Source organism: Microbacterium sp. 2RAF4 (assembly GCF_052115285.1).
In the GTDB taxonomy this organism is placed as follows: Bacteria; Actinomycetota; Actinomycetes; order Actinomycetales; family Microbacteriaceae; genus Microbacterium; species Microbacterium oxydans.
On the sequence record NZ_JBFRGI010000001.1, the window covers coordinates 815,756 to 842,408 of the forward strand.

A 26,653-nucleotide genomic window follows, 5' to 3' on the forward strand; every position below is an offset into this window, starting at 1 on the left:
TCGGGGGAAGGGGTTGCGCCCGACCGCTGTCCGCCCTAGACGCCGAGCGCTCTGGCGAGCTTCGACCCCGACGCCGATTCCGTGCCTCCGGCAGCAGCCACCGCCTGCTCCACCGCGTCGAAGAACGCGGCGCGTCCCGCCTCGTCCGAGGGCGCGGCTGGACCGAGTTCCATCTCCCACTCACGCCATTCGCGCGTCACGTTCTCGCGCAGATCGGTCGCCCGCACCCGGTCGTCGACGAACTCGGCGACCACCCCGTGCGGGCCGGTGAGCAGATAGGCGGTGCGGTCGTTCTCGATCCGGGCGAGCGGGGTGAGCGGGGCTGTCGTCCACTCGGAGATGGTCTCGGCCACGGCGGGAGGGAGCGTCTCGCCCTCTCCCAGTGGCCAGCCGAGTTCGAGCCGACCGTCTCCCTGTCGCGGCCCCTTCACGTGCCAGCCCTCGTCGGGGCCGCCGGTGCGACGACGCAGCGCCACTCCGGCACGGGAGAGAGTGCCGTCAGCCGTGTCGAAGTACCGGGCGTCCAGGGCGCGGACCTCTCCTGGGCTGACTGCCTCGACACCGGGGATCTTCTCCCACCGAGGCAACGGGGTCTCGAGGTCGACGTCGTACTTGCGCTCGACCTCGACCGTGCGGGACGGCTCAGTCATCCTCGAGGGTGAGGTCCTCGAGCGACTCCTCGAACCAGTAGTCGACCTCGGTGGGACCGTCGCCCTCTCCGGTGTTCTGCGGTTCGCCGCGGCGGTTGTACACCACCTGCGTCTCGCTGTAGGGGACGATCAGCTTGTCGTCCGCGTCCCCGAGGGGGATGATCTGCCCGTCGAGCGGGCCGCCGTGAAGTCGTGCGAGTGCCATGTGCTCAGGGTAGCCCCGTCGTCGCGGTATGCGGGCGAGGCGTGCGGGTTCAGCCGAAGGCGACCCCGAGGAAGGAGCCGGCGATCATCCACGGCCCGAAGGCGATGCGGGTCGCTCCGTCGGCTCTGCGCAACAGGATGAGCACCAGCGCGTATAGCGCGCCCAGCACGAATGCCGAAGCCGCCCCGATCATCAGCGCCTGCCAGCCGTGCCATCCCAGCACCAGGCCGATGACGGCGGCGAGCTTCACATCTCCCCCACCCATCCCCGTGCGGCTGACCATCCGCAGCACGGCGTAGAAGCCGCCGAGGACCACCAGGCCGAGGGCGGCTCGCACGGACGACGCCCACTGCCCTGCGGCGAGAGCATCGATGGCCACGAGCATGAGGAGGACGCCGAGCGTCGGCAGCACGATCCGATCGGGGAGACGGTGAGTGCGGGCGTCGATCACGATGAGCCAGCCCCCGACGCCGATCAAGGCGGCATGCACGAGCGCTATGAGGGTGAGCCGGATGTCCATCCCGGCAGGTTAGGAGATCGATGGAGCGCTCTTCGACAGGCTGTGGACAACCCCCTGGCGGATGTCCGATGTACGAACTATCGTCGATCAGACGACTTGGTATATTAGAATATATCTTCGAGAAAGGATGCAGGTGATCGGGCTCGACGCAATCGCCTCGCTCTCCCCCACGGGTGACTCCCGTGCGGGAGAAGTGCTGCGGCTGCGTCGCGAGATCAGCCGGATGCAACGACGGCGCAGCGAACAGACATTGCTGCCCCTCGACCCTGCTTTCGCCTCACTCCTTCCGGAAGGGGGGCTGCAGACCGGCACCTCCTACTCCGTGTCCCCTTCACCGAGCCTCGTCCTCGCGCTGCTCGGCGCCGCGTCGCAGAAGGGGCTGTGGTGCGCCGTGGTCGGCATGCCGACCCTCGGCGTGGAAGCCGCAGCCGCATTCGGCATCGACCTCGCCCGCCTGATCCTCGTACCGACGCCGGGAGATCGCTGGCTCGCTGCGACATCCGCCCTGGCCGAGGTCGTGCCCCTGATCGTCGTCTCCCCCGGCTCACGCGCCCGAGACGCCGATGTCTCCCGGTTGAGCGCTCGTCTGCGCGATCGCGGTTGCACACTCCTCGTCACCGAGACACCAGGGGCGGAGCGCTGGCCGCAGAGCGAAGGAACCATACGCCTGCACGACCCGCACTGGCACGGACTCGGCGCCGGATGGGGATTGCTCTCGGACTGCACGGTCACGGTGACCGCCCGGACACGGCACAGCCCTCGCCCGTCGAGCGTGCGCGTGCAGCTGCCGGGAGGACACGGTGCTGTCGAGACCGTCGGAGCCGAGCTCACCGCACTGCCCGCGCTCGCTCCGGAGACCGCGCACGCTCCGGAGACCGCGCATGTTCCGGAGACCACCATGTCGAGCGATTCCCCGCCACCTGAGCTCCTGCGATGGGCGGAAGCCGGATGAACAACCCGCTCCGTGTGCTCGTGCTGTGGTTCCCCGACTGGCCGATGCGGGCGGCGCTCGGCATCGTTCCCCCGCACCCGCCCACCGCTCTGGTGCAGGCGAACACGATCGTCGCCTGCACCGCATCCGCCAGAGAGCACGGTGTGCGCACCGGCCAGCGCCGCAGGATCGCGCAGGGTCACCTCGCCTCGTTGCGCGTGCTCCCCCACGACCCCGACCGCGACGAACGCGCCTTCCTGCCGGTGCTGCACCTGATCGAGAAGCATGCGCCAGGGGTCACGCTGCTGCGACCGGGACTCGCGATCCTCCGCGCCAGGGGCATCTCCCGCTATCACGGCGGAGAGGCGGAAGCCGCCGAAGCCCTCACCGCCGTCCTGGCCGATGCAGGGTTCCCCGAGGTGCGGGTCGGTGTCGCCGACGGCCCGTTCACGGCCGAGATCGCGGCTCGCGGCACCGCGCCCTGCACGGTGGTGCCGCCGGGGGCGTCCGGAGAGTTCCTGGCACCGTACCCCGTCCAGGTGCTGCGTGACGAGCAGATCGCCGGACTCCTCGTCCGGCTCGGCGTCCGCACGCTCGGCGAGTTCGCATCCCTCGCCGCATTGGATGTGCGCGACCGTTTCGGCGAGCACGGGGCCCGATTGCACGCCCTCGCCGCCGGTGCCGACTCCCGTCCGCTGACGCCGCGCCCGCCCGATCCGGAGCTGGTGCGGGCCATCGAGTTCGACTCCCCGCTGGGGGGAACGGACCAGGTGGCCTTCGCGGTACGTCAGACGGCGGACGCGGTGATGCTCGCTCTGGGCGACGCCTCGCTCGTCTGCACGGAGGTGCGGATCGATCTGACCGATGACAACGGTGCCGTCTTCTCCCGGTCCTGGCTGCATCCGACCTGCTTCGACGCCTCCGACCTCGTCGACCGGGTGCGCTGGCAGCTGGAGTCCCTGGCCGCACAGTCCGCGAAGGAGCCGGTCGACGAGGCACGGGCGTTCGGTGGCATCGTGGCGGTGCGCATCGTCCCCGCGGCCGTGGACGATGCCGCCCACCACCAGCCGGGACTCTTCGGCTCCGGCACGGATGAACGTCTGCACCATGCGGTCTCGCGCGTGCAGACGATGCTGGGCCATCAGGGTGTGGTCACCGCCGCCGTCGCCGGTGGTCGCTGGCTCGCGGATCGCCAGGTGCTCACCCCCTGGGGAGAGCGCACCGTCCCTCCCCGCGACCCCGGATCACCCTGGCCGGGGAGCCTTCCCGACCCCCTGCCGGCCGAGGTCTTCCGACCGCCGAGACCCATCGGCGTGGTCGCTGCGGACGAGAGCACCATCAGCGTCGATGAGCGGGGTTCGCTCTCGAACGACCCCGCCCGCATCGACGGATCCGCCGTGCAGGCCTGGGCAGGACCCTGGCCCGTGCACGAAAGACGCTGGGCGCCAGGGGGCGGGAAGCGGGGACACCGGCTCCAGATCGTCGACGACGACGACCGTGCGTGGTTGGTGTTCTGCACCGGCGAGCGCTGGTGGGCCGAGGGGAGGTACCGCTGATGGGCTGGCACAATCCGCCCTTGTCCTGGAACGATCTGGAGCGCACCCTCAGCGGCGACGAGTCGCGCCCCCCGGTCGCCGAACCCCGAGGGCAGCGGACGGACCCTGGGCCGGTGAGCCGCCGGCGCAAGCGCACTCCTCCCGTCGCCGTCCCCCGCCCCGCGGACGCGGTCCCCTACGCCGAACTGCACGCTCATTCGTCGTACTCGTTCCTCGATGGGGCGTCGTCCCCCGAAGACCTCCTCGCCGAGGCCGAGCGACTCGGCCTGACCGCTCTCGCCCTCACCGACCACGACGGCTTCTACGGGGCTGCGCGCTTCGCCGAGGTGGCCGATCTCATGGAGAGCCCTCTGCAGACGGTGTTCGGAGCAGAGCTGTCGCTCGACCTGCCGGCGCCGCAACGGGGTTCCGCGGATCCCGCGGGCGAGCACCTGCTGGTCCTCGCGCGGGGCATGGAGGGATACCACCGGCTCTCGGGGGCGATCACCTCCGCGCAGCTGCGGGGAGGCGAGAAGGGGCGCCCGGTCTACGACCTGGACGATCTCGTGGCACGCGCGGACGGGCACTGGACGATCCTGACCGGATGCCGGAAGGGCGCCGTGCGTCGCGGACTCGAAGCGGGGGACGCTGGCACGCCGCTGCGGTCGCTCGTCGACCTGTTCGGAAGCGACAACGTCGCCGTCGAGCTCTTCGATCACGGGGACCCCCTCGACACCCGCCGCAACGACGCTCTCGCCGACCTCGCGCGTCGGATGCGGCTGCCGGTGGTCGCGACCAACAACGTGCACTACGCCACGCCGGCGCAGGCGCCGCTCGCCGAGGCCGTCGCCGCGGTCCGTGCGGTGCGCAGCATGGACGAGCTCGACGGCTGGCTGCCCGCACACGGAGGGGCGCATCTGCGCAGCGGTGCGGAGATGTCGGCGCGCTTCCAGCGGCACCCCGGGGCGATCTCGTACGGGCTCGAACTGGCCGCGACCTCCGCCTTCCCGCTTCGCCTCGCCCGACCGGCCCTGCCGCAGCAGAGGGTTCCGGAGGGGCACACTCCGATGACCTGGCTGCGTCATCTGGTGTGGGAGGCCGTGCCGTCGAAGTATCCACGGCTGGACGACGATGGCCGGCACCGGATCGCCCGCGAGCTCGATGTGATCGAGGAGAAGGACTTCCCCGGGTACTTCCTGATCGTGCACGGCATCGTCGCGGAGGCCCGAGGGCGCGGCATCCTCTGCCAGGGCAGGGGGTCGGCTGCGGCGAGCGCGGTCTGCTACCTGCTGGGCATCACCGCGGTCGATCCGATCCTCTACCGTCTGCCCTTCGAGCGGTTCCTCGCGACCACGCGGACGGAGGAGCCGGACATCGACGTCGACTTCGACTCCGACCGCCGTGAGGAGATCATCCAGTGGGTGTACGCGGAGTACGGGAGGGAGCGGGCTGCCCAGGTGGCGAACGTCATCCAGTACCGCCCCAAGAACGCGGTGCGCGACATGGCCAGGGCTCTCGGTCACTCCCCCGGCCAGCAGGATGCCTGGTCCCGCCAGGTCGACGGCTGGGGAGCGGGACTGGAACCCGCAGAGGGGCACGACATCCCCGAGAACGTGCTCGCCTACGCCGGAGAACTGCTGAAGGCGCCACGCCATCTCGGCATCCACTCCGGAGGCATGGTGCTCACCGCGCGCCCCGTCGGAGAGGTCGTCCCTGTGGAGCACGCCCGCATGGAGAACCGCACGGTCATCCAGTGGGACAAGGACGATGCCGCCTTCATGGGGTTGGTGAAGTTCGATCTGCTGGGACTCGGGATGCTCGCCGCCCTCCAGCACTGCTTCGACCTGATCCGTGAGACCACGGGTGAGGAATGGACCCTCGAGACGATCCCGAAGGAGGAGGCCGGCGTCTACGACATGCTCTGCCGCGCGGACTCGATCGGCGTCTTCCAGGTGGAATCCCGCGCACAGATAGGGCTGCTCCCCCGCCTGCAACCGCGGAGCTTCTACGACCTCGCCATCCAGATCGCCCTCATCCGCCCCGGCCCCATCCAGGGCGGGGCCGTGCACCCGTTCGTCCGGCGCAAGATGGCGAAGGACCGCGTCGACGAGGAGAACCGGGAACGGGTGTCCCGGGGAGAACCGCCGGTGGAGTTCACCATCCCCTACCCGCACAGCGATCTGGAGGACATCCTGAAGCGCACGCTGGGCATCCCGATCTTCCAGGAACAGCTCATCCAGATGGCCACCGCCGTTGGCGACTGCACAGCGGACGAAGCCGATCTGCTGCGCCGGGCCATGGGCTCCAAACGCGGCCTCGAGAAGATCGAGAAGGTCAGGGACAAGCTGTATGCGGGGATGGCGAGGCGCGGGCTCGTCGACGAGGCGGCGGATCGCATCTATGCGCAGATCCAGGCGTTCTCCAACTTCGGTTTCGCCGAATCGCACTCGCTGTCGTTCGCGCTCCTCGTCTATGCCAGCTCCTGGTTGAAGCTGCACTACCCCGCCGCGTTCCTCGCGGGACTCCTGCGCTCGCAGCCCATGGGCTTCTACTCCGCCGCGACCTTGACCGCGGATGCCCGACGGCACGGAGTGGAGGTGCACCGCCCCGATCTGCATCTCTCCGGTGCGATGGAGCTGCTGGAGCCGCTCTCCTCGGACACCCCGAGAGGGCCGACCGGCCAGGATCCATGCCTGAGCGTCCCTCAGCCGCCCGTCCTGCGCTTCGACAGGTCAGCCGCGGATGAATCCGCCGCGCACCGCAGAGACGGCGGGTCCGCTGTGCGGCTGGGGCTCGGCGGCATCCGTGGGATCGGCATGGCGATGGCCGAGAAGATCGTCGCCGAGCGGGCAGCGCACGGTCTCTATCGGGACCTGAACGACCTGGTCAGGCGCACGGATGCCACGGCCGCCCAGCTGGAGGCACTCGCCACCGCCGGGGCCTTCGACTGTCTGGGCCTGGAACGCCGGGAAGCCATCTGGATGGCGGGAGCCGCCGCCGAGGATCGCTCCCGTTTCCTCCCCGGGACCACGGTCGCGGTGCAGCCGCCCCTGTTCGCCGATCAGAGCAGCTACGAGCGGCTCTCCGCCGACCTGTGGGCGACCGGGGTGTCGACCGACGACCATCCCCTGACGCACTTCCGGGAGGATCTGCGCGCTCGCGGCGTACTGACAGCGGTCGACCTGCAGAGGCACGAGGCGGGTCGACGCATCGAGGTCGCCGGGCTCGTCACCCATCGTCAACGACCGGCCACGGCTTCCGGGATCACCTTCGTGAACCTCGAGGACGAGAGCGGGCTGGTGAACGTCGTCTGCTCTGCCGGGGTCTGGAACCGCTACCGCCGCGTGGCCCGCGACTCACCGGCGCTCATCATCCGCGGCATCCTGGAACGATCGGCCGAGGGCGTGGTCAATGTGCTGGCCGATGGGTTCGAGGATCTGCGCACCGGTCTCACTCATCGCTCCAGAGACTTCCGGTGACGATGCGAGCCGGGTTCGGTTCACCAGAAGCGCTCCGGCTCCTCTGCCGGCGGGCGATCGGCTCCGCCCCACCGGTCCGCTTCGGCCTTGGCGGCATCGGCAGCGGCATCGGCTTCGTGGAGAGCCACCTTGGCACCGGTGTACCCGGGGCCGAGGGGATCGACGAGCAGAGTGGTGTGGACTCCTGTGCCCCCGATGGTGACCGTGCACCTCAGCACCCGCCCGATCCAGCGGGAGAAGTCACCACTCGGGTCTTCTTCGCGTCGATAGCGGATGCCGGTGTCGAGGTCGACGATGGCGAGGACCACCGGCTCGTCTGTGAGCGGATCGACCTGCTCCGTCACGTCGATGCGATGGCCGTGAGGGATGGCGACCTGAGCGGTGAGCACGAGCAGTCTGTCCATGAGTCCACCCTAGAGAAGCACCCGAGGAAGACAACAGCGAGTGCCCGCGACGGGAATTCGAAAATTTCTTTGTCCCCCAAATGGCGGACAAGCCGATTAAGCGATATTCTGCTTTCGTAGCGGGGGCTACGAGGCTGATGACCTGGGGAAATCGGCCGTGAGCGCAGCGAGATCTTCGCCGCCTCCCCTACCGTCCGGGAAGGGCGGTGAGCCCTCTCGGCGGCACCGTCTGGGGCGGGTCATCGAGAGGGCAAATCTCCCCATTGCACCCCACTGCATCGGGACTCGGTCCACGGCCTCCTTCGCATCGCCGCGGCACCCGTGCACCTCCGGCGATCAGCGCGCGAGACGTGTGCGCAGGGATTCCAGGAGAAGGTCGACGCCGAGCTCGAAGGTGCGATCGGAGCGGGCGCTCCCCCGCTCGGCCCCGTCGATGAGGCGTCCGAGCGTGCGGGTCGGTTCCCCCGGCTGCCAGATCTCGTCAGGCGACGCGAGATCGAGACCGAAGCCGATCGCGAAGGCATCGATGACGGCGATCACCGAGAGCACCTCGTCCTCGGGAAAACCACCGTCGACGAGCGCCGAGGCGAGGTCGTCATATGCGGCGATGACGGCCGGATGCGTGATCGTCTTCCCCACGAGCAACGGAACGAGCTGCGGATGGTCGGCATACATCCGTCGCTGGGTTCGCAGCACCGCGAGCACGAAGTCGTCCCAAGGCTCGCCGTCCCACTGCACGAGGTATCCCTGCACGAGCTGCCCGCGGATGAGTTCGAGTATCCCGTCCATGCCGTCGACATGGTTGTACAGCGACGAGGGGCGTACGCCGAGCTCGCGGGCGATCGCATTGACCCCGAAGGGTCGGCCGCCCCTCGCGAGGGCGAGGCCCGCGGCGCCGATGATCTCCGGAGACAGGAGCGGTGTGGAAGGCCTCGGCATCGGGGCTCGCTTTCTCCGGCGGACCGGTCGTGAGTTCGGGGGTTCCGCAAGAACCCCCTCCTGTGCATAATAATGAACACCATTCGTTTACGAACACCATTCGTTTATGAGCTCGTGCCCCATCCGACGCACACCCGCTGTCTCCCTTCCCGCGCACAATGCCGTGCCGACTCCCCTTGGAGCTCCATGACCACGCTCGATCTCCGCACCAGAATCCCTCTCCGCTTCCCGACAGCAGCCGCGACCTTCGCCATCGGCATCGCCGGGTACCTGGGCGTCAACCTGTCGCCCTACATGATCACGGCTGCCCAGACAGGCCTCGGCCTCGACGTGCTCGCCGCCAGCTGGCTCGTGACCGCGACACTCCTGCTCACCGCCGTGACCGGACTGGCGATCGCTCCCCTGTGCGCCGGCACGCATCGCCGAACCGTGGCCCGTGCGGGGCTCGGTCTCGCCATCGTGGGCTTCGCGACCGCCGCACTCGCACCCGCCGCCATGCTCCCCGGACTCCTCCTCGGCGGCGCCGGAGCGGGCGGAGCGGTCGCGGCGTCGGGCGCAGCGCTCGCCGCCTTCCGCAATCCGGACCGGGTCGCCGGCTTCAACGGACTCGCGAACCGGGGCGTCATCACCGTGGTGCTCGCCGTCATCCCCCTGATCGGTCTCGCGCCGATCGACGTGTTCGGCGCGCTCGCCCTGTTCTCCTTGATCGGCCTCGTCGCCACCGCCTGGCTGCCCGCCGCACCCGTCGTCGCCCCGCAGGCGGGAGCAGCCGTCGCCGAGGCGATGCCGATCGAGGTGCCGCCGACCGGGACGGTCAGGACGTCCCCCACCCGCACACGGACCGTCACCGTGGCCGGCTTCGGCCTCCTGCTGGTGTTCGCGCTGTGGGCGGCCAGCGAGGACTCGCTGTGGGCCATGGCGGGCGTGATGGGTGCGGAACAGGCCGGTTTGACGCCAGAGGGGCTCGGCATCGCGCTGAGCGGCGCGACGGCCGGCGGACTGCTCGGTTCGCTGCTCCTCATGATCGTTGGCGCACGGCTCGGGCGCGCCGTTCCGCTCGTGATCCTGCTCGTCGTCGGCGGCGCGCTCAAGATCGTGGAGGGCTTCGTGACCGATCCCACCACGTTCATCGTGATCTTCATCGCCTGGAACTCGGTGTACGCGATCGCCTTCATGTACTTCGTGTCGACATCGGCCGCCCTGGATGCGGACGGCCGCTGGTCGGGCCCTCTGCTCGCGGTGTACCTCGTCGGTTCGGCCCTCACCCCCGTCATCGGCGCAGCCCTCGTCGGCGTTCTCGGCTATCAGGGATTCGCGGTCGCCCTCGGCGTCGCGAGCTTCGCCCTCGCCGTCCCCGCCGGGGCGATCGCCCTCATATCGACGCGTCTGGAACGCATGACATCTCAGGAGACCGCCGCATGACCCGCACCCTCTATCGCAACGCCCGGATCTTCACGGGAGACGAGTCCCGCTGGGCGGAGGCCGTCGTCGTGGACGGCGAGGAGTTCATCCACGTGGGCTCCGAGGCGGAAGCCCCGCACGCCGACGCGGAGGTCGACCTGGGAGGACGCGTCGTCCTTCCGGGGTTCACCGACGCGCACACCCACCTGCTCATGATGGGCGAGGCGCTCGGACAGGTCGGACTCACCGACGCGGCATCGCTCGAGGAGATCCAGCGCCGGTTGGGCGAGGCCCGCCGCACCACGTCGGGAGTGCTGCGCGGACGCGGCTGGCTGTTCGACGCGATCCCCGACGGGGAGCCGACCGCGGCGATGATCGATGCCGTCGTCGCCGACGTCCCCGTCTATCTCGATGCCAACGACTACCACTCCTGCTGGGTGAACACGGCGGCGCTGCGCGAGCTGGGGATCACGCGAGACACTCCCGACCCGCTGGGCGGACGCATCGCCCGCGACGCGTCCGGCGAGCCGACGGGGATGCTCTACGAGACCGCCGCGCAACAGTACGCGTGGGCGCAGCGCGACGCCTCCACGACGGACGCTCAGCGGGATGCCGCAGTCGGACGGGTCGTGTCCGCCTACCTCTCCGCCGGTGTGACGGGGGCCGTCGACATGGCCTTCGACGAGCTCGGGCTCGCCGCACTCGGGAGGGCGGCCGAACGCGACGAGCTGCCCCTGCGCATGGCCGCGCACTGGTTCGTCCCGAACACCGGAGACGATGCGGCGAACCTCTCGCAGGTCGCTCAGGCCTCGGTGCACGCATCGGCGTCGACGGAGGGGGTCCGCGTCGTCGGGATCAAGCTCGTGCTCGACGGCACGATCGACGCGTGCACTGCCGCGATGGGAGCCGCCTACGCCGACGGCTCGAACGCCGAACCGATCTGGCCAGCCGCACGGCTGCTGCCGGTGGTCGCGGCGGCGGATGCGGCGGGACTCCAGATCGCGATGCATGCGATCGGCGACGCTGCGAGCGCACTCGCCCTCGATGCGATCGAGCATGCCATCGTGGTGAACGGCGACCGCCCGCGTCGGCACCGCATCGAGCACCTCGAATACGCCGCGCCGGGGACCGCGGAGCGGATGGCGCGGCTCGGGGTGACGGCATCCATGCAGCCCGTGCACGCCGACCCCGCGATCTTCGCGAACTGGGCGGCGCAGATCGGCGACGATCGCGTCGCGCGCGCGTTCGCATGGTCGGAGTACGACGAAGCGGGAGCACTCCTCGCCTTCTCGACCGATGCACCGACCGCCCCCTACGAGGCGCTCGCGAACATGTACGTCGCCGCGACACGCGCCTCGGCGCTGGCTCCGGGGGTGCCAGCCGTCGACCCGGCTCAGGCACTTCCGCTGGAACGGGCCATCGCGCACGCCACCAGGGACGCCGCGGCATCGATCGGCGACGGCACCTGGCGCGGCCGCATCGCGGTCGGATACGCAGCCGACTTCGTGGTGCTCGACACCGACCCGTTCGCGGGCGATCCGGCGGTCCTGCTGGGGACGCGCGTATCGCAGACCGTGATCGCCGGACGCACCGTGTACGAGGGCTAGCGGGCGAAGAACACCCCTCCTCCGCATTTCCAGGATATCGCCGAGGTGGGGGCTTGCCGCAAGGCCCCCACCCTGGGGCAGAATCGACCCTCGCTCGTGCGAATGACGCCGGGCGTGAAGGAGATCCATGCCTCTTGACCCATTCCGACTCGCGGATGATCTGCGCGCGAAAGCCGCTCCGGAGCTGATCGCCGATGACCGCGAGCATCTCCGGAGGATCGCCGACGCGCTCGAGCAGCAGCGCGCCGACGTGATCTCGCGACTGACACAAGCGCGCCGACGGGAAGCGGACCTCGGAGATGCGGCCGTGGACCGCGACCTGGAGATCCGCCGACTGAGCGGACGCCTTCGCGTGCTCGATCGGTTCGGCCTCGACATCTGCCTCGGCCGGATGACCCTCGACGACGGCGAACACTTGTACATCGGCCGCACCGGCCTCGCCGACGCGGACGGCTCCCGGCTCCTCATCGACTGGCGGACGCCCGCGGCTGAGCCGTACTTCGCGGCGACCCTCGAGCACCCGCGCGGTGTGATCTCCCGACGTCGCTACCGCTGGGCCGACGGACGCATCCGCGACTACTGGGATGAGGCGCTGAGCGACGCGGCGTTCGACGGCGCGGCCTCCCTCGATGATCAATCCGCCTTCATCGCCAGCCTCGGATCTCATCGCACGGCCAGGATGCGCGACGTGCTCGCAACCATCCAGGCCGACCAGGATGCGATCATCCGCACCTCGTCCAGGGGAGCTCTCGTCGTCGACGGTGGCCCGGGCACGGGCAAGACCGTCGTGGCACTGCACCGCGCCGCCCAACTCCTCTACGCGGAGCCACGCCTCACGCAGAGTGCGGGCGGCATGCTGCTGATCGGCCCTCATGCGCACTATCTCGCATACGTCGAGGATGTGCTGCCCAGCCTCGGTGAGGACACCGTGCGGCTGGCGACCATCCGCGACCTCGTGCCGGAGGGAGCATCGGCCTCGGACGAGCGGAGCGACGAGCACGACGCCCGAGTGGCGCGACTGAAGGGCGCCCTCGACCCCGTGTCGCTGCTCGACGCTGCCGCGAGATGGTTCGAGCGCCCGCCGCATCACGCCATGCGTCTGGAATCGCCGTGGGCCGACCTGTGGCTGAGTCGCGACGAATGGGCTGAGCTGTTCTCGAGCGCCGACCCTGCCGTCTCGCACAACGAGGCACGCGACGAGGTGTGGGAGGAGATCCTCGAGCTGCTCACGGACCAGGTCGACGACGAAGATGTGCCGCCCCACATGGTGCGGAGGTGGCTGCGCCAGGACGAGGACCTCACCGGGACGTTCATGCGCGCCTGGCCGATGCTGTCCCCGACATCGGTCGTCGCACGACTGTGGGCCTCGCCCGAGTTCCTTCGGCATTGTGCGCCGGAGCTCTCACCGGAGGAGATCACACTCCTGCAGCGGGACGAGTCGACGGCCTGGACCGTGTCGGACCTCCCGTTCCTGGACGCCGCACACCGCCGCATCGGCGACCCCGACACCGTCCGCGAGGAGCACCGGCGCCAGGCAGTGATCGCTTCCGCCCAGGAGCAGATCTCCCACGTGGTCGACCATCTCATCGAGGACGACGACAGCGAGATGAAGGTGATGTCGATCCTGCGGGGCCAGGACGCGCGGAATGTGCTGCTCGGTGTCGATGCTCCGCCCACCCTCCGACCCGACGAGCTGTCCGGACCGTTCGGACACATCGTCGTCGACGAGGCTCAGGAGCTCACGGACGCGGAGTGGCGGATGCTCATCGCCCGCTGCCCTTCGAGGAGCTTCACGATCGTGGGGGACCGCGCCCAGGCACGTCATGGGTTCACCGAGAGCTGGGAGGCCCGCCTCACCCGGGTCGGACTCCGCGACATCAGGATCTCTCATCTGGGGGTGAACTACCGGACACCGACGGAGGTGATGGAGGCCGCCGCCCCGGAGATCCTCGCGGCGATCCCCGACGCGAACGTCCCGTCCTCGGTGCGCGAGAGCGGAATGCCGGTGCGCCATGACGTCGTCGCCGCGCTCCCGCGCCTGCTGGATGCCTGGATCGACGCGCATCCGGACGGGGTGGCGTGCGTGATCGGCGCCCCCGGCTTCACCCCGACCGCGCGCGTGCGGTCGCTGACGCCCGAGGGCGCGAAGGGCCTGGAGTTCGACCTGGTCGTGCTGGTCCATCCCGAGCAGTTCGGACAGGAGGTCACCGGCGCCGTGGACCGCTACGTATCCATGACCCGGTCCACCAGCGAGCTCATCGTGCTCCGGTGACGTGCCGCTCCGACCTCATCCGACGAGGACTCGACCGGCGAGCGCCTGCCAGCGCTCCGCGCGCCGCTCGATCCTGATGGGGTACTCGAACGCCGCGGTCACCAGGGGTGTCGTGAGCACGGCTTCGGCCTGCCCCTTGGCCACGATCTCGCCCTTCGCGATCAGTGCGGCATGCGTGGTCGACCGGGGCAGCTCCTCCAGGTGATGCGTCACGAGGACGGTGGCGAGTCGGGGCTGCGTGCTGTGCAGCAGATCGAGCGTCTCGAGGAAATGCTCCCTCGCCGCGACGTCCAGGCCCGTCGAGGGCTCGTCGAGGAGCAGGAGCGCGGGGTCGGGCAGCAACGCGCGGGCGATGAGGGCCCTTCCCCGCTCTCCCTGGGACATGGTGGGCCAGGTGGCGGCCTCGATCGCCTCGAGACCCAGCAGCGCCATGAGGTGCTCGACACGCGCGAGGATCGCCGAGGAGGGCTTCCATCGGTTCATGATCTCCGTGGTCCCCGTCGCCCCGGTGAGCACGACCTCTCGCACCGTCAGCGGCGAGCGCAGCGGATGGCGCGGATTCACATGACCGATGGATTCCCGCAGCTGTCGGATCTCCACACGGCCGAGCTGCTGGCCCAGCACGTGGACAGAACCTCTGGTCGGGTGCGCCTGCGCACCGCACATGCTCAGGATCGTGCTCTTGCCTGCTCCGTTCGGGCCGATGACGGCCCAGTGCTCGCCCTCCCTGACGGTGAGATCGATGCCGGTCAGGATCCGCCGCGAGTTGCGCACGACGTCGACGCCCCTCAGCGCCAGGACGTCGCGGGGGACGGAGCCGTCGAGACGATCGGCCGACGTCATGACAGCGCCTCGCGAAGGGTGAGGAGATGAGCCCGACTGCGTTCGGCTGCCGCGGCTTCGTCGTGGCCGGCGATGGCCTCCACCTGTTCGGCGTGCGCATCCTGGTCGCTGTCGTCCCCGAACGACCGCCGAATGCGGAGCATCTCGATCATGGCTTCGCGCAACCGCGGGGTGAAGCTGTCGAACAGGTCGAGGAGCACCGGGTTGTGCGCGGCGGCCACGATCGTCCGATGGAAGGCGGTGTCGACGTCGACGTGTGCCTCGATATCGGAGCGGTGCATGGCGCGATCGGCGAGAGCACGGCGGATGCCACGCAGATCAGCGGGAGTGCGTCGCACGGCGGCGAGCGCGGCGGCCTCCGTCTCGATCGCGATGCGTGCCTCGATCACCGCGACGATGTCAGCCTTGCGCAGCACGGCATCCCAGTCCTCCGGTGCGTCGAGCGCGGTCACATAGACTCCAGCCCCCTGTCGCGAAGCCAGCACACCGCGCCCGGCGAGCTGCCGGATCGCCTCGCGCACGGTGGATCGGCCGACGCCGAGCTGCAGGGCGAGCGTCGTCTCGCCGGGGATCTTCTCCCCCAGGGCCCATTCTCCGGTCGTGATGCGTTGCCACAGCAGCTCGGCCGCCTGGTCCGCCAGCGGCGCCCGTCTCACCTGTGCCATTCGCGTGGCCTCTCGTCTACTTGTCTGAGGAGTTCTGCTACAGTCTAGCCATGTTCTCGTCAGAGCACCTCCTTCTTCGCCGCCACGGCGGGGCGTAGCCGGACCGGCACCCCGCCGTGGGGTCGAGCGTGCCGGTCTCCCCTCTCCGAGAAGGACACCGCATCACCATGACCACGACATCGCCCATCCACGACTCCCCCACCGCCGGTCTCGACCGCACTCCGGCCTGGAATCGGCAGAAGAGCTCGCCGATGCCCTCGCACCGCTACCGCGACGTCTACTCACGCGTCGAGGTGCCGCTCACCGAACGGGACTGGCCCACCCATCGACTCACGGCCGCCCCGCTGTGGGTGCCGGTCGATCTGCGCGACGGCAACCAGGCTCTCGCCGAGCCGATGGACCCCGCCCGCAAGCGTCGGTTCTTCGAGCTGATGGTGCGGATGGGCTACAAGGAGATCGAAGTGGGATACCCGTCGGCGTCGCAGACGGACTACGACTTCGTGCGGCTGATCGCCGACAGCGACATCGCACCGGAGGACGTGACGATCGTCGTGTTCACCCCCGCACGCCGCGATCTCATCGAGCGGACGGTGGAGTCCATCCGCGGCATCGCCAACCAGGTCGTGATCCACATGTACACGGCGACAGCCCCCGCGTGGCGCAACCTGGTTCTGGGCTACGCGCCTGAGGAGCTGAAGCAGCTCATCCTCTCCGGCGGCCGCGACGTGTGGGAGCTCGCCGGGCATCTGCCGAACGTGCGCTTCGAGTTCTCCCCCGAGGTGTTCAACCTGACCGAACCCGACTACGTGATCGACATCTGCGATGCGATGACCGAGCTGTGGCAGGCCACCTCCGAGCGGCCGGTGGTCCTCAATCTGCCGGCGACGGTCGAGGTCGCCACCCCGAACGTGTACGCGGATCAGATCGAGTACATGCACAAGAATCTCGCACGCCGTGACTCCGTGATCCTCTCCGTGCATCCCCACAACGACCGGGGCACGGGGATCGCCTGCGCCGAGCTCGCGGTGCTGGCCGGAGCGCAGCGGGTGGAGGGCTGCATCTTCGGCAACGGCGAGCGCACGGGCAACGTCGACATCGCGACGCTCGCACTGAACCTCCACGCCCAGGGCGTGGATCCGATGATCGACTTCTCCGACATCGACGAGATCCGCCGCACCGTCGAGCACTGCAACCGGATAGAGGTGCACGCTCGCCACCCCTACGTCGGCGATCTGGTGCACACGGCGTTCAGCGGCACGCACCAGGATGCGATCAAGAAGGGCTTCGCCGAGCATCGCGCCCGCGCTGCCGCGGAGGGCCGCGATGAGCGGGAGATCGAGTGGCGGGTGCCCTATCTGCCGATCGATCCCGCGGACATCGGTCGCGACTACGACGCCGTGATCCGCGTCAACTCGCAGTCGGGCAAGGGAGGTATCGCGTACCTGCTGGAAAGCGAGTACGGGGTCGAGCTGCCTCGGCGCCTGCAGATCGACTTCGCCCGGCACGTGCAGCGGCACACGGACGCGACCGGAGCTGAGGTCACGGCGGCAGAGCTGTGGGACGTCTTCGAAGGGGTGTACCTCCGCCCGGTTTCGGGCAGTGATTCCGGGATCCGTCTCGTCTCCTACGACTCCGCCGACGGCGAGGGCGACCCACGCACGCGCATCACACTCCACGTCGGGGGTCACGAGCACACCACCGTGCATCGCGAAGGTGGCCCGATCGAGGCTCTCTCTGGGGCTCTCTCCGCCCATGGCGCGCGCGTGGACATCGTCGGTCTCCACCAGACGAGCGTCGGATCGGGGGCGGAGAGCGACGCTCTGACGCTCCTCGAACACCGCACTCCGACGGGGAGCTCGTGGTCGGCCGGCCGAGGACGATCCGTGCTCTCCGCGAGTCTGTCCGCCGTGATGGCGGCGGTCGCCCGTTCCGGAAGCTGACTCCTGCCCCGATGCTCAGTCCGGGTCGCCGACGTGCCCCGGCGCCGTGAGGGAGAGCACGCGTTCGACGAAGGCGGCGTACTCCTCCATGTAGTGCTCGAGGAACTTCTTCGTGTCGGCGTCCTCGACTGTGCCGTCGGGACCGAACATCTCAGGACGGTAGGTCAGATACGCCTCGGGGGCGTTCAGCTGAGGGGCGTTGAGGAAGCTCAGCACACTGCGCATCGAGGACTGCATCACCGCGGTGCCGATGGCGCCGGTGGAGGCTCCGATGATGCCGGTGGGTTTGCGGGCGAACGAATTGTGGCCCCACGGTCGCGACCCCCAGTCGATCGCGTTCTTCAGGGCGCCGGGGATCGAGCGGTTGTACTCCGGCGACACGATCAGGAGCCCCTCCGCGCGCTCGACCGCGTGCTTGAACGTGGTCACGGCGGCGACCGGATCGAGCTCGTCGTCACGGTTGTACAGCGGCAGATCGCGGATCGGGATCTCGACCATCTCCAGGCTGGGCGGGGCCAGCTTCACCAGCGCGGTCGCGACGACGCGGTTGATCGAGTCATGGGCGAGGCTTCCGATGAGGTAGCCGATCCGGTGAGCCATGCGGATACTCCCTTGCTTGTTCGGATGAGTTCGTTCGGATGTGTCCATTCGGACGTGTTCGCGTTCAGGCTAACCCCGTGTCCGGGCATAGCAAGCCCCTTCTACTGCCCCGACGTCCGTGCATCGAGGCATGACCACGAGGATCAGAGCCCGGGATTCTTCACTCGGATTCGCCTGAGGCCGTCGAGGCGACCCGGCACCGCTCGCTGCCGCTGCTACTTTCGGACCATGAGATCTCCCCGCCTCGAACGCTTCGCCCTGGGAGCCGCGTTGGCTCTCGGAGCAGTCGCCCTCGCTGGATGCGCCTCCGGCTCAGCCCCCACCTCCAGCGCTGTCCCCACCTCCACCCCCGCTCCCGCCGTCAGCCCGAGCATGACGTCGGATCCTGCCCCCACTTCGACCCCCAGCTCCAGCTCCGGAGACTTCGGGGACTTCACCGCCACCCAACTGGTCGAGATCTGCGTCGACTCGACGCGATCGGGTTTCGCCGGCGACGTGCAGTTCGACTCGGCCGCCAGCCGCATCGAGCACCGCAGCGTGACCCCGGAGTGGCTCGTGATCGTCCCGGCGCAGACCTCCGGCTTCCAAGGAGAGGCGCAGTGCACGATCGGTGGTTCTCCGTCGAATCCGGACATCGGGCTGTCGTCCGCGTCGATCGAGCGCCTCCCCGAGGATCAGATCCAGAAGTTGATCGACGGGAAGAACGAGGGCGGCGACCGCTGATGTGCGGCTCAGAACCGACGGTGGAGTCGTCGAGCCCGCCGACGACTCCCCTCCTCTCTCGAAGATCGGCCCTGATCGCCTCCGGAGTCGCAGGTGGCGCCGCGATGTTCGGGTTGAACGTCGTGGCTCCCGGAGAAAGAGCGGCTGCAGCCGGGACGTACATCCGGCCGTGTGGCTACGCGCCGATCTCCGACTCCTGGCAGGGGCACCGCAACCGCAACTCCGCGGAACCGGGCACCGACTACTCCGTGCCGAGGGGCATGCCCGTCATGGCCGTGACGAATGGCCTCATCGTCGATCGCAAGGACACCACGTCCACGGCGACGGGCCGCTACCTGGCGCTCCGCGGGGACGACGGCAACTACATCCGTTATCTGCACCTCGACTCGAGTGTTGTCCGAGTGGGCACGCGCGTGACGCAGGGGACGGTCATCGCCTACTCGGGAGCGTCGGGTTTCGACAGCGAAACCGGCTACGGAGCACACGTCCACGTGTCGCTCTGGATCGGCGGCTCACCGAACCAGCTCGGATTCAGGAACACCGTCGACTTCGAGAACTACGTCATCGACAACTCACCCAGTCAACCCCCCGCCTCGGAGGATCCCGTGCCCACCCATCAGTCCACCACCTACGCGTGGAACACCGTCATCCCTGCGAACTCCTGGATGCCCGTGCGCGTCGGGGCAACCGAGTTCTATCTCGCGGTACTCGCCGCCGGACGGCGTGAGACCGGAGACGTCGTCGTCAACCTGCGCGCATCCGGCGTCGCTTCCGCCCTCCAGCTCCGCGTGGTCGCGGAGGCTCTGAACTCCGCCGGTGCCGTCGCACAGTCGTTCGTGCAGCCCACCGTCGAGATCCCGAAGACCGTCTCCAGTGACGGCATCACCCACGCGCAGTACGTGATGCCGTACACCCTGGTCGGTCCGGTTCGGCTCTACGCGCATGTGCGGTCGGTCGGCGGCACCGCGAAGATCGAAGAGGTCACGATCAAGAAGAACTACTGGCCGGCGTGACGCCGCCCGTGCTGTTGCGGTCCCGCGTCCAGACGCGATGACCGTCAGATCGTCCGGCCCGCCCTCGGGGGGCCGGACGATCTGCATGAGTTGTTCAGCGGTCTCATTCCGCCGCCTCGGCCTTCTCACCTAGCCGAGGTCAGTGCGCCGTCGCTGTCGGGAGTGGTACGTACGGACTTTCTGCCCGTTGCCGCTCTCCCATCGAGCGCCGCTGGTCACCGTCGTCGCCGCTCTCCTCTTATGTCGGCCCGCCAATGGCGAGCTGGGCCGTGGACATTCGCCCTTCGCGGTGCGAGGGTGGTCGGATGGCCGACATCGACCGCGACGACACCCGGGTGAACATCGTGTTGATGGTTATCGGTGGCGCGCTGGGAGTGCTCTGCGTCGTGCTGCTCCTCGTCGGGATAGGAACTCCGGGCCTGTGGTTCACCGCTGCGGGGATGGTGCTCCTCGTTCTGTCCCAGTGGATGACCATTCGCTCGAAGCGCCGCCGACGCTGAATCACCGATCTCGGCGGCGTTCCGCGAGAAGCTCGCACAGCCGATGCCCTGAACACGTGTGCGCGCCCCTGGCCGAACCGCGTGGACGAGGTGATCTGCACCGTCGGACGGCGTCTCGCGGAGGCGCTCGGACTCGGCGAGCTGCGCGATCTGATTCTGAGCAGAAAAAAGCCCCGGAGATCCTCGAGTCATCGCGGTTCTCCGGGGCTTTGCGGTCGGGCTGACAGGATTTGAACCTGCGACCCCTTGACCCCCAGGTATCCCGTTTAGGTCGATTCCTTGATTTCCCGGGTATCTCTGCGCCTCAAACGACGTCATTTCATGTCATGCCTTGCATGCATTCCATGGCTTTGGTCCCGGTTTGGTCCCGGCTCTCGACAACGGCGCGCACTGAGATAGACGGACTGAACGGACCGGCCTCTCGCCCGGTGAGCCTAATCCGAATCGCGTTCCGGAACGGCCGGCTCGCGTGCTTCAGCCGCCTCTGGATCGTGCAGTGCGTTCCAATAAGGCATGAAGACGAGCTTGAGCGTGAGCCACCAAAGGTAGACGCTGATACCTGAGGAGAACACCGTGTCGCCGATCAGTCCGTGTGCGACTTCGTTGCGAAGGTTAGGGCCGATCGGTCCGCACAGAAGTGCACGAAGTTCGAACGCAACATCCTCTCCGAAAATATCAACGACCCGCTCATTCTCCATGAGCGCGGAGAGGCCGATCTCGTTCTCGTTGCCGTCGGCACTGATAGCGCTCGTGCGCTCCCCGGCGTTCGCGAGATGCAGTCGAACGAGCGCTTCGATTGCGGGCACGAGGAGGTGCACCGCGGCTCCGAAGTCCCCGCTGTACCCGTAGTGGAGCCCACGCGCAAAGACCCCCTCATGTGTGCTCGGCACAATGGCACTGCCAGCAGCAAGGGCTTGGAAGTCGCCGATGTGAAGCCGGTGATCGGTGGATAGCTGTCTCCAAGCCCTCGGCAGCACGATGCCGCCCAGAAGATTGACCCGCAGCTGATAGTGCCGGATCATCCCTTCCCAGGTCGCCGCCTTCTCCCCATAGATCGTGGCGTCGTCACTCGCAGGCGAGCGGTACACGGTGCGTCCGTCGGGGCTGAGAGTCCGCCGCGCTGCTAAGAATGAGACGGGGGACTGCCGCTCGCGCTGCTCCGCGTCCGTCCGAGCCGTCGACACACTTGCGAAGGGCTGTATGTCGGCGAAACGCCGGACGGACTCCACTGGGTCATCGCTACGAATTGCGGCAAGCAACTCAGCGACATGGTCGCCGAGATCGCCAGCCTCTGTGGTGAACACTTTCATCTGACCGATCGCTGCAGCGCCGCTCTCCCGGATCCGGCGGGCGAGTTCGGTTGGCAGGTCGGCCACGCCAAGACGCTCGCGGGCTGTGCGAGGCAGCGTGCGGAGAATCTTGAGCGCAATCTCCAAGTGGATGGACGCGCGGAACGCCTCAGAAGCATTGGCCTCAGCAATCAGTCGCTGAACGATTGCGTACGTCGCCTCCTCAGCCCCCGCTGAATCGCCCGCACGGCCATACCACTCGGCCGCGACCTCCAGAGTGTGCTGAGCGGCGATTGACTCGATGCCTCCGGCATGTTCAGCAAGGTGTGCCGCGATCGTCGCCGCATGCTGGCGTCCAAGCCGATGGTCGCCGAGCAGCCGTGCCGCGCGAACCGCGAGGCCTCCGTCGGAGGATGTGGTCGCGGCTTCGACGAGTTGGCGTTCGATTTCGTCGAGCTGCGCCGACGCAACGCCGCGGAAGCGGACGCCGACAGCAAGTCCGCGGTCCCACTGCTCTGCGGCATGGGTCATCGCCTCGCTCGTCACCCCGTGGTCGGTCAGCGCCTGCAGCTGCGCAGCATGCCGAGTCGGGCGAAGCGCAGGGTCACCACCGATTGCAACGACGTCAAGGACGCGACTTCGAAGGATGAGGCTGGGGATCAGCTCGGCGACCTCAGCTAGCACCGCGTAGTCCGCCTCCGCGAAGTCTGCAGGAATGGGACTCCGCCGGTCGCCGAACGTAGCGAAAGGACCGTAGGGGTTGGTCCAGTCATTTCCGTTCGGCGTGAACCAGGCGACTGTAGAAAGGAGACCTGCAACGTAACGGACATCGTCGTCGAAATCGGCGTCATCTGCGATAGCCCGGAGAGGACTGCCCATAAGAAGCGTCCCAGTGTCATCTTCGGCGAGCGCAACCTGCAAGTCAGGGTGGCGCGCAGCATCCTGCCAGCGAGAGTCGTGGGCCGCGGTCATGAGTCTAGGTTATGCGTGGCAGCTGACATCAGCGGGAGATCTTGCCTGGTCCGCCTGTCGTCTCGCCGAGACCGGCCTCGCCGAACACAACACCACGAGCCTCCTCGAGCCCGCCGCGTTATCGTCCGGACTCGAGGCACGAGATCACGGTGACAATTAGGGCCGCGAATCGGACTGCCGAGTTCACCGTTCATCCAGGTGGTCCGGTAATGGCGGTGAGCGCGAGAGCGCAGGTTCTGGAATGAGCACCGTAGCCACCGATCCGGGTGTTCCGAAACGCGGCGGGGACGATCCGAGCGCGACGCCTGGAGATGTCGAGGTATCGCGGTTCGTGATCGGCCTCGCGATCCCTGCAACCGCCCAGATTAGATGCACTACCAGTGCCGCTTTGCGTCGCTTGCTCATGCTCGCGAAGCATATCGCCCCCGGTCCGCTTGCCAACGCGTGTCGTGTCGTGTCGCCTTAGTGCGGTCATGGCCGCTGGCTGATGCCGCTGAAAAATGCATCGTGGTCGGCTGCGACTCACGGCTCCGACGTGGTCTACTCACCGACAGCCACGATCGCTTCACCAGTCGACCCATCAAGACCGTTCAGACCGAAGCGGGTTCCGAGACGCTCTCGCGCCGGCTTGTAACCCAGGCTAAGTAGCCGATTCCATACTTCTTTCGCGAGTTCGGCGTCCTGTTCGCTCGCCTCCGTGGCGGCCTTTACGAGAAGGGTAAGGAAGGGCGGCAGGCTTGTTCGCCCCGCCAGGAGATGCAGTCCTACCTTGAGCAGGGCGGTGTTGTTATCCCGAGGGAAGTCGTCAAGGCCGTAGTAGTCGAACCCTCGCTCGTCGGATGCCACAGCGGGTCCGCGAGTGAACAGGTCTACGGCGCGGTCGAGATCAATGTTGGGGAGGATCAGCCAGTCCAGGAGCGCACGCTGTTCTGCACCGTGCAGCGGTGGTTGGTTGTCGAGTCTGTGTTGCCAGAGTTCGAAAAGCAGGTCTTGGAACGCTGGATCGTTGCCGTCAAGATGCCTGGCGACTGATCGAATCCAGCGCGCACGGGTGGTCACGGGTGCAGAAGCGATGAACGGGTCGGCCCAGGTGTGCTCGCCTGCCGGCGTGTAGAACGCGAACTGCGCCGCGTGGACCTTGATGAAAGCTTCTACGGAGCCGGGGAGCGAGCGGGCGATCTCCGGCCATCCGATCCGAAGCGCGTCTCGCGTGCGCGTCATCAGGGAGCGGGTGAAGTAGTTGGCTGCTAGAACTCCGGCCCAGAGGCTTCGCGAACGAGGAGAATCGTCGATTGAGGCCAGGAATGGTTGCAGATTGCGATCAGACCATTCCTCAGCCATATCGACAATATGTCCGGCGTACCGGGCCAGCATCATCGGACTGGGATCGGCGGACTCAATGTCCTGTGCCACCAAGAGTTCATCGAAGCCCGCCAGCAGCTCGGCGTCGACTACGGGGTGTCCCTCCTCCTGGGTCGCCCGCAGCGCGGTCTCGACGTATGCATACGCGAGCGCACCGCGGGCCGTGGAGTGTGCTTCAGATGGATCGGTTGGAGGCTCCTCCGATGCCTCGACGCTGACGTTTCGCCATATGCCCAGTAGGAGTCGGCATCGTTCTAGAGCGTTCTCGAGGGGCTTGTCGAGTTCGTTCGACGGTCGCGTGATTGAGAATACGACTCCATAGGCGATGTCGTTGATAGTTGATGCGAGTTGCGTGAGCCGCGCCAGGAGGGGCTCCGCCTGCCATGCGGATCCCGACCGCACGGCGCTTTGCAGCACCACAGTCCATGCAGCCGCCGACGATAGATTCTGAGCGAGGAATTCGTCCAGCAGGTCCAACTCGTGACCAGGCTCGTGGTCGAGAAAATCGCGCAGCTCCCGCAGGATCGGCCCGTTGTCGTATGCATCGTCTAGCGCTGAATCGTTCGCGAGCACCGCAGCCACGTCGCCGACCAATTTGCCGCGGAATAGTCCTTCGGCTTCGGAGGTGGACTCCTCGAACGCCCCAACGCTGACCCAGAAGTCGAGGTCGGGGTGCTCCCGTGGACCATAGTCGGGGTGTGCCGCCTCTGCCGCGCTCAACACTTCGTGCACCGGATCCTCATCCGCCTGATCTGCACTGAGCCACGCCAGTACGTTGTAGCGCTCGTAGTCCCGAATGTCGTTTCCGCTGTCGCGTGCATCGGTTTGCTCGATGTGCGCCAACAGCTCCACCTTGGCGTCCAGCGTCGCGTGCCGGTACATCGACTTCAGCAGCCGGAATACCTCGGGTTTGTATCGAATGTCGAAGATCAGGCCGCGTTCAATGAGAAGGCTCAACATCGTGTCCGCGTCCCCGCTGTGTGCTTCGGCGAGAGCATCGATTGCGAGACGACGGATCAACTCGGATGAACTCTTCAGGAGCTGGAGCGCTCTGTCGGTGCCCTCGCGCCGCACGAACTCACGGAGAAGGTCGCGAGCGATATCCACGACAAGCACGTAGGGGTCGTCGCGACCGTACTCCTCGACCCCGTCCACTTTCTGGCGACGAGTAGACAGCGAGTGGCGACGTTCACGCCCGCTGAAAAGGGCGTCTGTCGACTCAGCTCCTCGTATCAGGTCGAGTACCTCCGAGAGCAAATGGTCAGGATCCTTGAGGCTTGGCAGCAATGTTGGCCACGCGTCGCGGATCGACGATTGCCGCCACGTGAGAACCATGTCGGTGTCGAGCGCGTCCTGTTCACCAAGCCAGCCTCTGTGAGGACGGAACTGCAGCCGCGGGATCAGCATGTGATGTAGCAAGACTTCTGCGGCCGGAGGATCCTTCTCGGCTACCTGGTGGAGCAGCCCGGACAAACGCTCATCGTCGCGAGACGACTGATCGGCAGCGAGCAGCAGCAGCCACTGTCTGTGCTGCTCGATGGGCTGATAGCCCTCATAGAGTTGCAACCAAACGTGGAACCAAAGCGCTTTTGCTAATCGCCCACCATGTCGAGCCGCTGCCATGAGTAGCGCAGCTCCGTGGTCCGTCAGGAACGAGCCAACCGCCCATTGCGCCCACCCGTAGTTCTGGTCGGAATCGGGTGCAGAGGCGTCGAAGAGTTCGTCGAGCACGCTGAGTCCGTCCAGTCGCGGGATCCAGGCTGCTGCGTCCGCGTCGTTTCGAAAGTGCCGTGCGTGCTCCGTGTCGCCCATCAACCAGAGAAGTTCATGTTCTGGCACGTCAGAGTTATCTGGCCCAGCTGAAAGTAGCGATTGAACGCGGTCGAATCGTTCAGCAGGAGTGGCGGTGAGGCGCTTCCGCCAGTTCTCGATGAAGAGTTTAAGGGAAGCATGCCGGGCATCTTGCGGAGAGGGATATGCAATGGGGGTGGCACCAAGTCGATCCCATCTAGCCGCCATCGTGTCCGCTTGTTCGGTCTCCATGAACGCGAATCGAGTCTTTCCGTCCGCTGGTAAAGCCCGTGCGAGGTAGCGCATCACGGTGTCGTCGGCGCTGTAGCCGACGAAGAGCGTGACGTATCGCTCGAACATGCGCGTGAGGAACTGCGTAGCCCAGCCCTCTGTGATGTATGCCTGCCCGAAATCGGCGTCCGTTACGACCATCCGTTGACCGCTTGAAGGGTCGATCGTTCCGTGCAGGTGAACTATGCCGCTGAAGTCGTTCCCTAGGGGCAAGGCTGGAGCCGTGTGTATGGGGAGGGATACGCCGAGCTCTTGAGCACCGTGCTCGAAGAGCAAATCGAAGTTGGTTGTGACGATCCTCGGAGTTCGGGCATGGCTCTGGGAGATCTGAATGAGGTCCGTGTGGTACGAGTTCGGTTGTGTCGTACCCCTGAGGCGGGCGCTCACGCGCGCATGCACATCGTGTTGGAGCTCGTTGAGTTCCCCCATGACGGCATCGAACTGAACAGGGGCATCAGGGTCTTCGGGGAGCAGGTCCGAGCGGCCGAGCTCGCGGGCCACCGCCTCGACCAAGCCTTGAAACCCAGGCAAAGAGGACGGAGGAGCTGCGGAGATTCCCGCACCGCAGAACAGCACAAGCGTGTCTGTCTCAAGCGCACGTTCAAGCTCGGCAGGCACCGCGATCCCGTCGGACTGCCACTCTGTCGTCACACATCTCCCTAAGGTCACTCGTCTGATCATCTCACCGGGTGTGAATGAAGTGCAGCAGTATCTTCCGTTC

The 26,653-nt window shown here is 67.4% G+C and carries 20 protein-coding genes; 10 read left to right on the forward strand and 10 right to left on the reverse strand.

The features are described 5' to 3' along the window. Positions 1 to 35: 35 nt before the first annotated feature. Genes AB4070_RS04000 through AB4070_RS04010 form a run of 3 tightly spaced genes read right to left on the reverse strand, consistent with a single transcriptional unit; the run spans position 36 to position 1,375 of the window. A complete protein-coding gene (locus AB4070_RS04000) occupies positions 36 to 650 on the reverse strand; it encodes a CYTH domain-containing protein (protein WP_441978973.1) in 615 nt (204 codons plus the stop codon). Further along, the gene (locus AB4070_RS04005; protein ID WP_046749348.1) at positions 643 to 855 is read right to left on the reverse strand and encodes a hypothetical protein; all 213 of its coding nucleotides are present in this window, start codon (positions 853 to 855) and stop codon (positions 643 to 645) included. Before AB4070_RS04005 ends, AB4070_RS04000 begins: the two co-directional genes overlap by 8 nt. 49 nt (positions 856 to 904) lie before the next feature. Further along, positions 905 to 1,375 carry a prepilin peptidase gene (locus AB4070_RS04010; protein WP_441978974.1) on the reverse strand — a complete coding sequence of 157 codons (471 nt, stop codon included), beginning with the start codon at positions 1,373 to 1,375 and terminating at the stop codon, positions 905 to 907. A 127-nt stretch (positions 1,376 to 1,502) separates the two neighbouring features. On the opposite strand from AB4070_RS04010, the gene AB4070_RS04015 reads away from it, so the two are divergent. The 3 genes from AB4070_RS04015 to AB4070_RS04025 are packed head-to-tail and all read left to right on the forward strand — an operon-like array spanning position 1,503 to position 7,320. Next, a complete protein-coding gene (locus AB4070_RS04015; RefSeq protein WP_441978975.1) occupies positions 1,503 to 2,327 on the forward strand; it encodes a hypothetical protein in 825 nt (274 codons plus the stop codon). Further along, positions 2,324 to 3,862: a DNA polymerase Y family protein gene (locus AB4070_RS04020; protein ID WP_441978976.1), complete on the forward strand. Its 1,539-nt coding sequence runs from the start codon at positions 2,324 to 2,326 to the stop codon at positions 3,860 to 3,862. Before AB4070_RS04015 ends, AB4070_RS04020 begins: the two co-directional genes overlap by 4 nt. After that, positions 3,862 to 7,320 (forward strand): error-prone DNA polymerase, encoded by a 3,459-nt coding sequence (locus tag AB4070_RS04025; protein WP_441978977.1) that lies wholly within the window; start codon positions 3,862 to 3,864, stop codon positions 7,318 to 7,320. Before AB4070_RS04020 ends, AB4070_RS04025 begins: the two co-directional genes overlap by 1 nt. Before the next feature lie 20 nt (positions 7,321 to 7,340). Here the strand turns inward: AB4070_RS04025 and AB4070_RS04030 are convergent, their stop codons facing one another. Together AB4070_RS04030 and AB4070_RS04035 are read right to left on the reverse strand one after the other, a co-directional pair. Further along, positions 7,341 to 7,724, reverse strand: coding sequence for a hypothetical protein (locus AB4070_RS04030; protein ID WP_441978978.1), 384 nt, complete (start codon positions 7,722 to 7,724; stop codon positions 7,341 to 7,343). Between the two features lie 336 nt (positions 7,725 to 8,060). After that, positions 8,061 to 8,663, reverse strand: a complete 603-nt coding sequence (locus AB4070_RS04035; RefSeq protein WP_441978979.1) for a TetR/AcrR family transcriptional regulator C-terminal domain-containing protein — start codon at positions 8,661 to 8,663, stop codon at positions 8,061 to 8,063. Positions 8,664 to 8,849: 186 nt separating this feature from the next. Here AB4070_RS04035 and AB4070_RS04040 point away from each other — a divergent pair, with 186 nt between their 5' ends. From AB4070_RS04040 to helR, 3 genes are all read left to right on the forward strand, one after another. Then, positions 8,850 to 10,085: an MFS transporter gene (locus AB4070_RS04040; protein ID WP_441978980.1), complete on the forward strand. Its 1,236-nt coding sequence runs from the start codon at positions 8,850 to 8,852 to the stop codon at positions 10,083 to 10,085. Further along, entirely contained in the window at positions 10,082 to 11,671 is a 1,590-nt protein-coding gene (locus tag AB4070_RS04045) for an amidohydrolase (protein ID WP_441978981.1), read from the forward strand. The genes AB4070_RS04040 and AB4070_RS04045 overlap by 4 nt, the downstream gene beginning before the upstream one ends. Positions 11,672 to 11,798: 127 nt before the next feature. Beyond that, positions 11,799 to 13,943, forward strand: coding sequence for an RNA polymerase recycling motor ATPase HelR (helR, locus tag AB4070_RS04050; RefSeq protein ID WP_441978982.1), 2,145 nt, complete (start codon positions 11,799 to 11,801; stop codon positions 13,941 to 13,943). Positions 13,944 to 13,958: 15 nt separating this feature from the next. Here helR and AB4070_RS04055 read toward each other — a convergent pair whose 3' ends face one another. Continuing rightward, on the reverse strand, positions 13,959 to 14,786 hold the full coding sequence (locus tag AB4070_RS04055) for an ABC transporter ATP-binding protein (protein WP_441978983.1): 828 nt from the start codon (positions 14,784 to 14,786) through the stop codon (positions 13,959 to 13,961). Then, entirely contained in the window at positions 14,783 to 15,451 is a 669-nt protein-coding gene (locus AB4070_RS04060; protein ID WP_441978984.1) for a FadR/GntR family transcriptional regulator, read from the reverse strand. Before AB4070_RS04060 ends, AB4070_RS04055 begins: the two co-directional genes overlap by 4 nt. A gap of 167 nt (positions 15,452 to 15,618) precedes the next feature. Between AB4070_RS04060 and AB4070_RS04065 the strand changes: the two genes are divergently transcribed. Beyond that, positions 15,619 to 17,391, forward strand: coding sequence for a 2-isopropylmalate synthase (locus AB4070_RS04065; RefSeq protein ID WP_441978985.1), 1,773 nt, complete (start codon positions 15,619 to 15,621; stop codon positions 17,389 to 17,391). Between the two features lie 15 nt (positions 17,392 to 17,406). On the opposite strand, the gene AB4070_RS04070 is transcribed toward AB4070_RS04065, so the two are convergent. Then, positions 17,407 to 17,991: an NADPH-dependent FMN reductase gene (locus AB4070_RS04070; RefSeq protein WP_441978986.1), complete on the reverse strand. Its 585-nt coding sequence runs from the start codon at positions 17,989 to 17,991 to the stop codon at positions 17,407 to 17,409. Positions 17,992 to 18,219: 228 nt separating this feature from the next. On the opposite strand from AB4070_RS04070, the gene AB4070_RS04075 reads away from it, so the two are divergent. The 3 genes from AB4070_RS04075 (at position 18,220) to AB4070_RS04085 (ending at position 20,227) form a co-directional block, all read left to right on the forward strand. Beyond that, positions 18,220 to 18,714 carry a hypothetical protein gene (locus AB4070_RS04075; RefSeq protein WP_441978987.1) on the forward strand — a complete coding sequence of 165 codons (495 nt, stop codon included), beginning with the start codon at positions 18,220 to 18,222 and terminating at the stop codon, positions 18,712 to 18,714. Between the two features lie 104 nt (positions 18,715 to 18,818). Then, positions 18,819 to 19,727: a M23 family metallopeptidase gene (locus tag AB4070_RS04080; RefSeq protein WP_197429255.1), complete on the forward strand. Its 909-nt coding sequence runs from the start codon at positions 18,819 to 18,821 to the stop codon at positions 19,725 to 19,727. A 305-nt stretch (positions 19,728 to 20,032) separates the two neighbouring features. After that, positions 20,033 to 20,227 carry a hypothetical protein gene (locus AB4070_RS04085; RefSeq protein ID WP_441978988.1) on the forward strand — a complete coding sequence of 65 codons (195 nt, stop codon included), beginning with the start codon at positions 20,033 to 20,035 and terminating at the stop codon, positions 20,225 to 20,227. Positions 20,228 to 20,661: 434 nt separating this feature from the next. Here AB4070_RS04085 and AB4070_RS04090 read toward each other — a convergent pair whose 3' ends face one another. Continuing rightward, entirely contained in the window at positions 20,662 to 22,488 is a 1,827-nt protein-coding gene (locus AB4070_RS04090) for a DUF4209 domain-containing protein (RefSeq protein ID WP_441978989.1), read from the reverse strand. Positions 22,489 to 23,028: 540 nt separating this feature from the next. Next, complete coding sequence (locus AB4070_RS04095) at positions 23,029 to 26,583, reverse strand: SIR2 family protein (RefSeq protein ID WP_441978990.1); 3,555 nt, start codon at positions 26,581 to 26,583, stop codon at positions 23,029 to 23,031. Positions 26,584 to 26,653 lie beyond the last annotated feature (70 nt).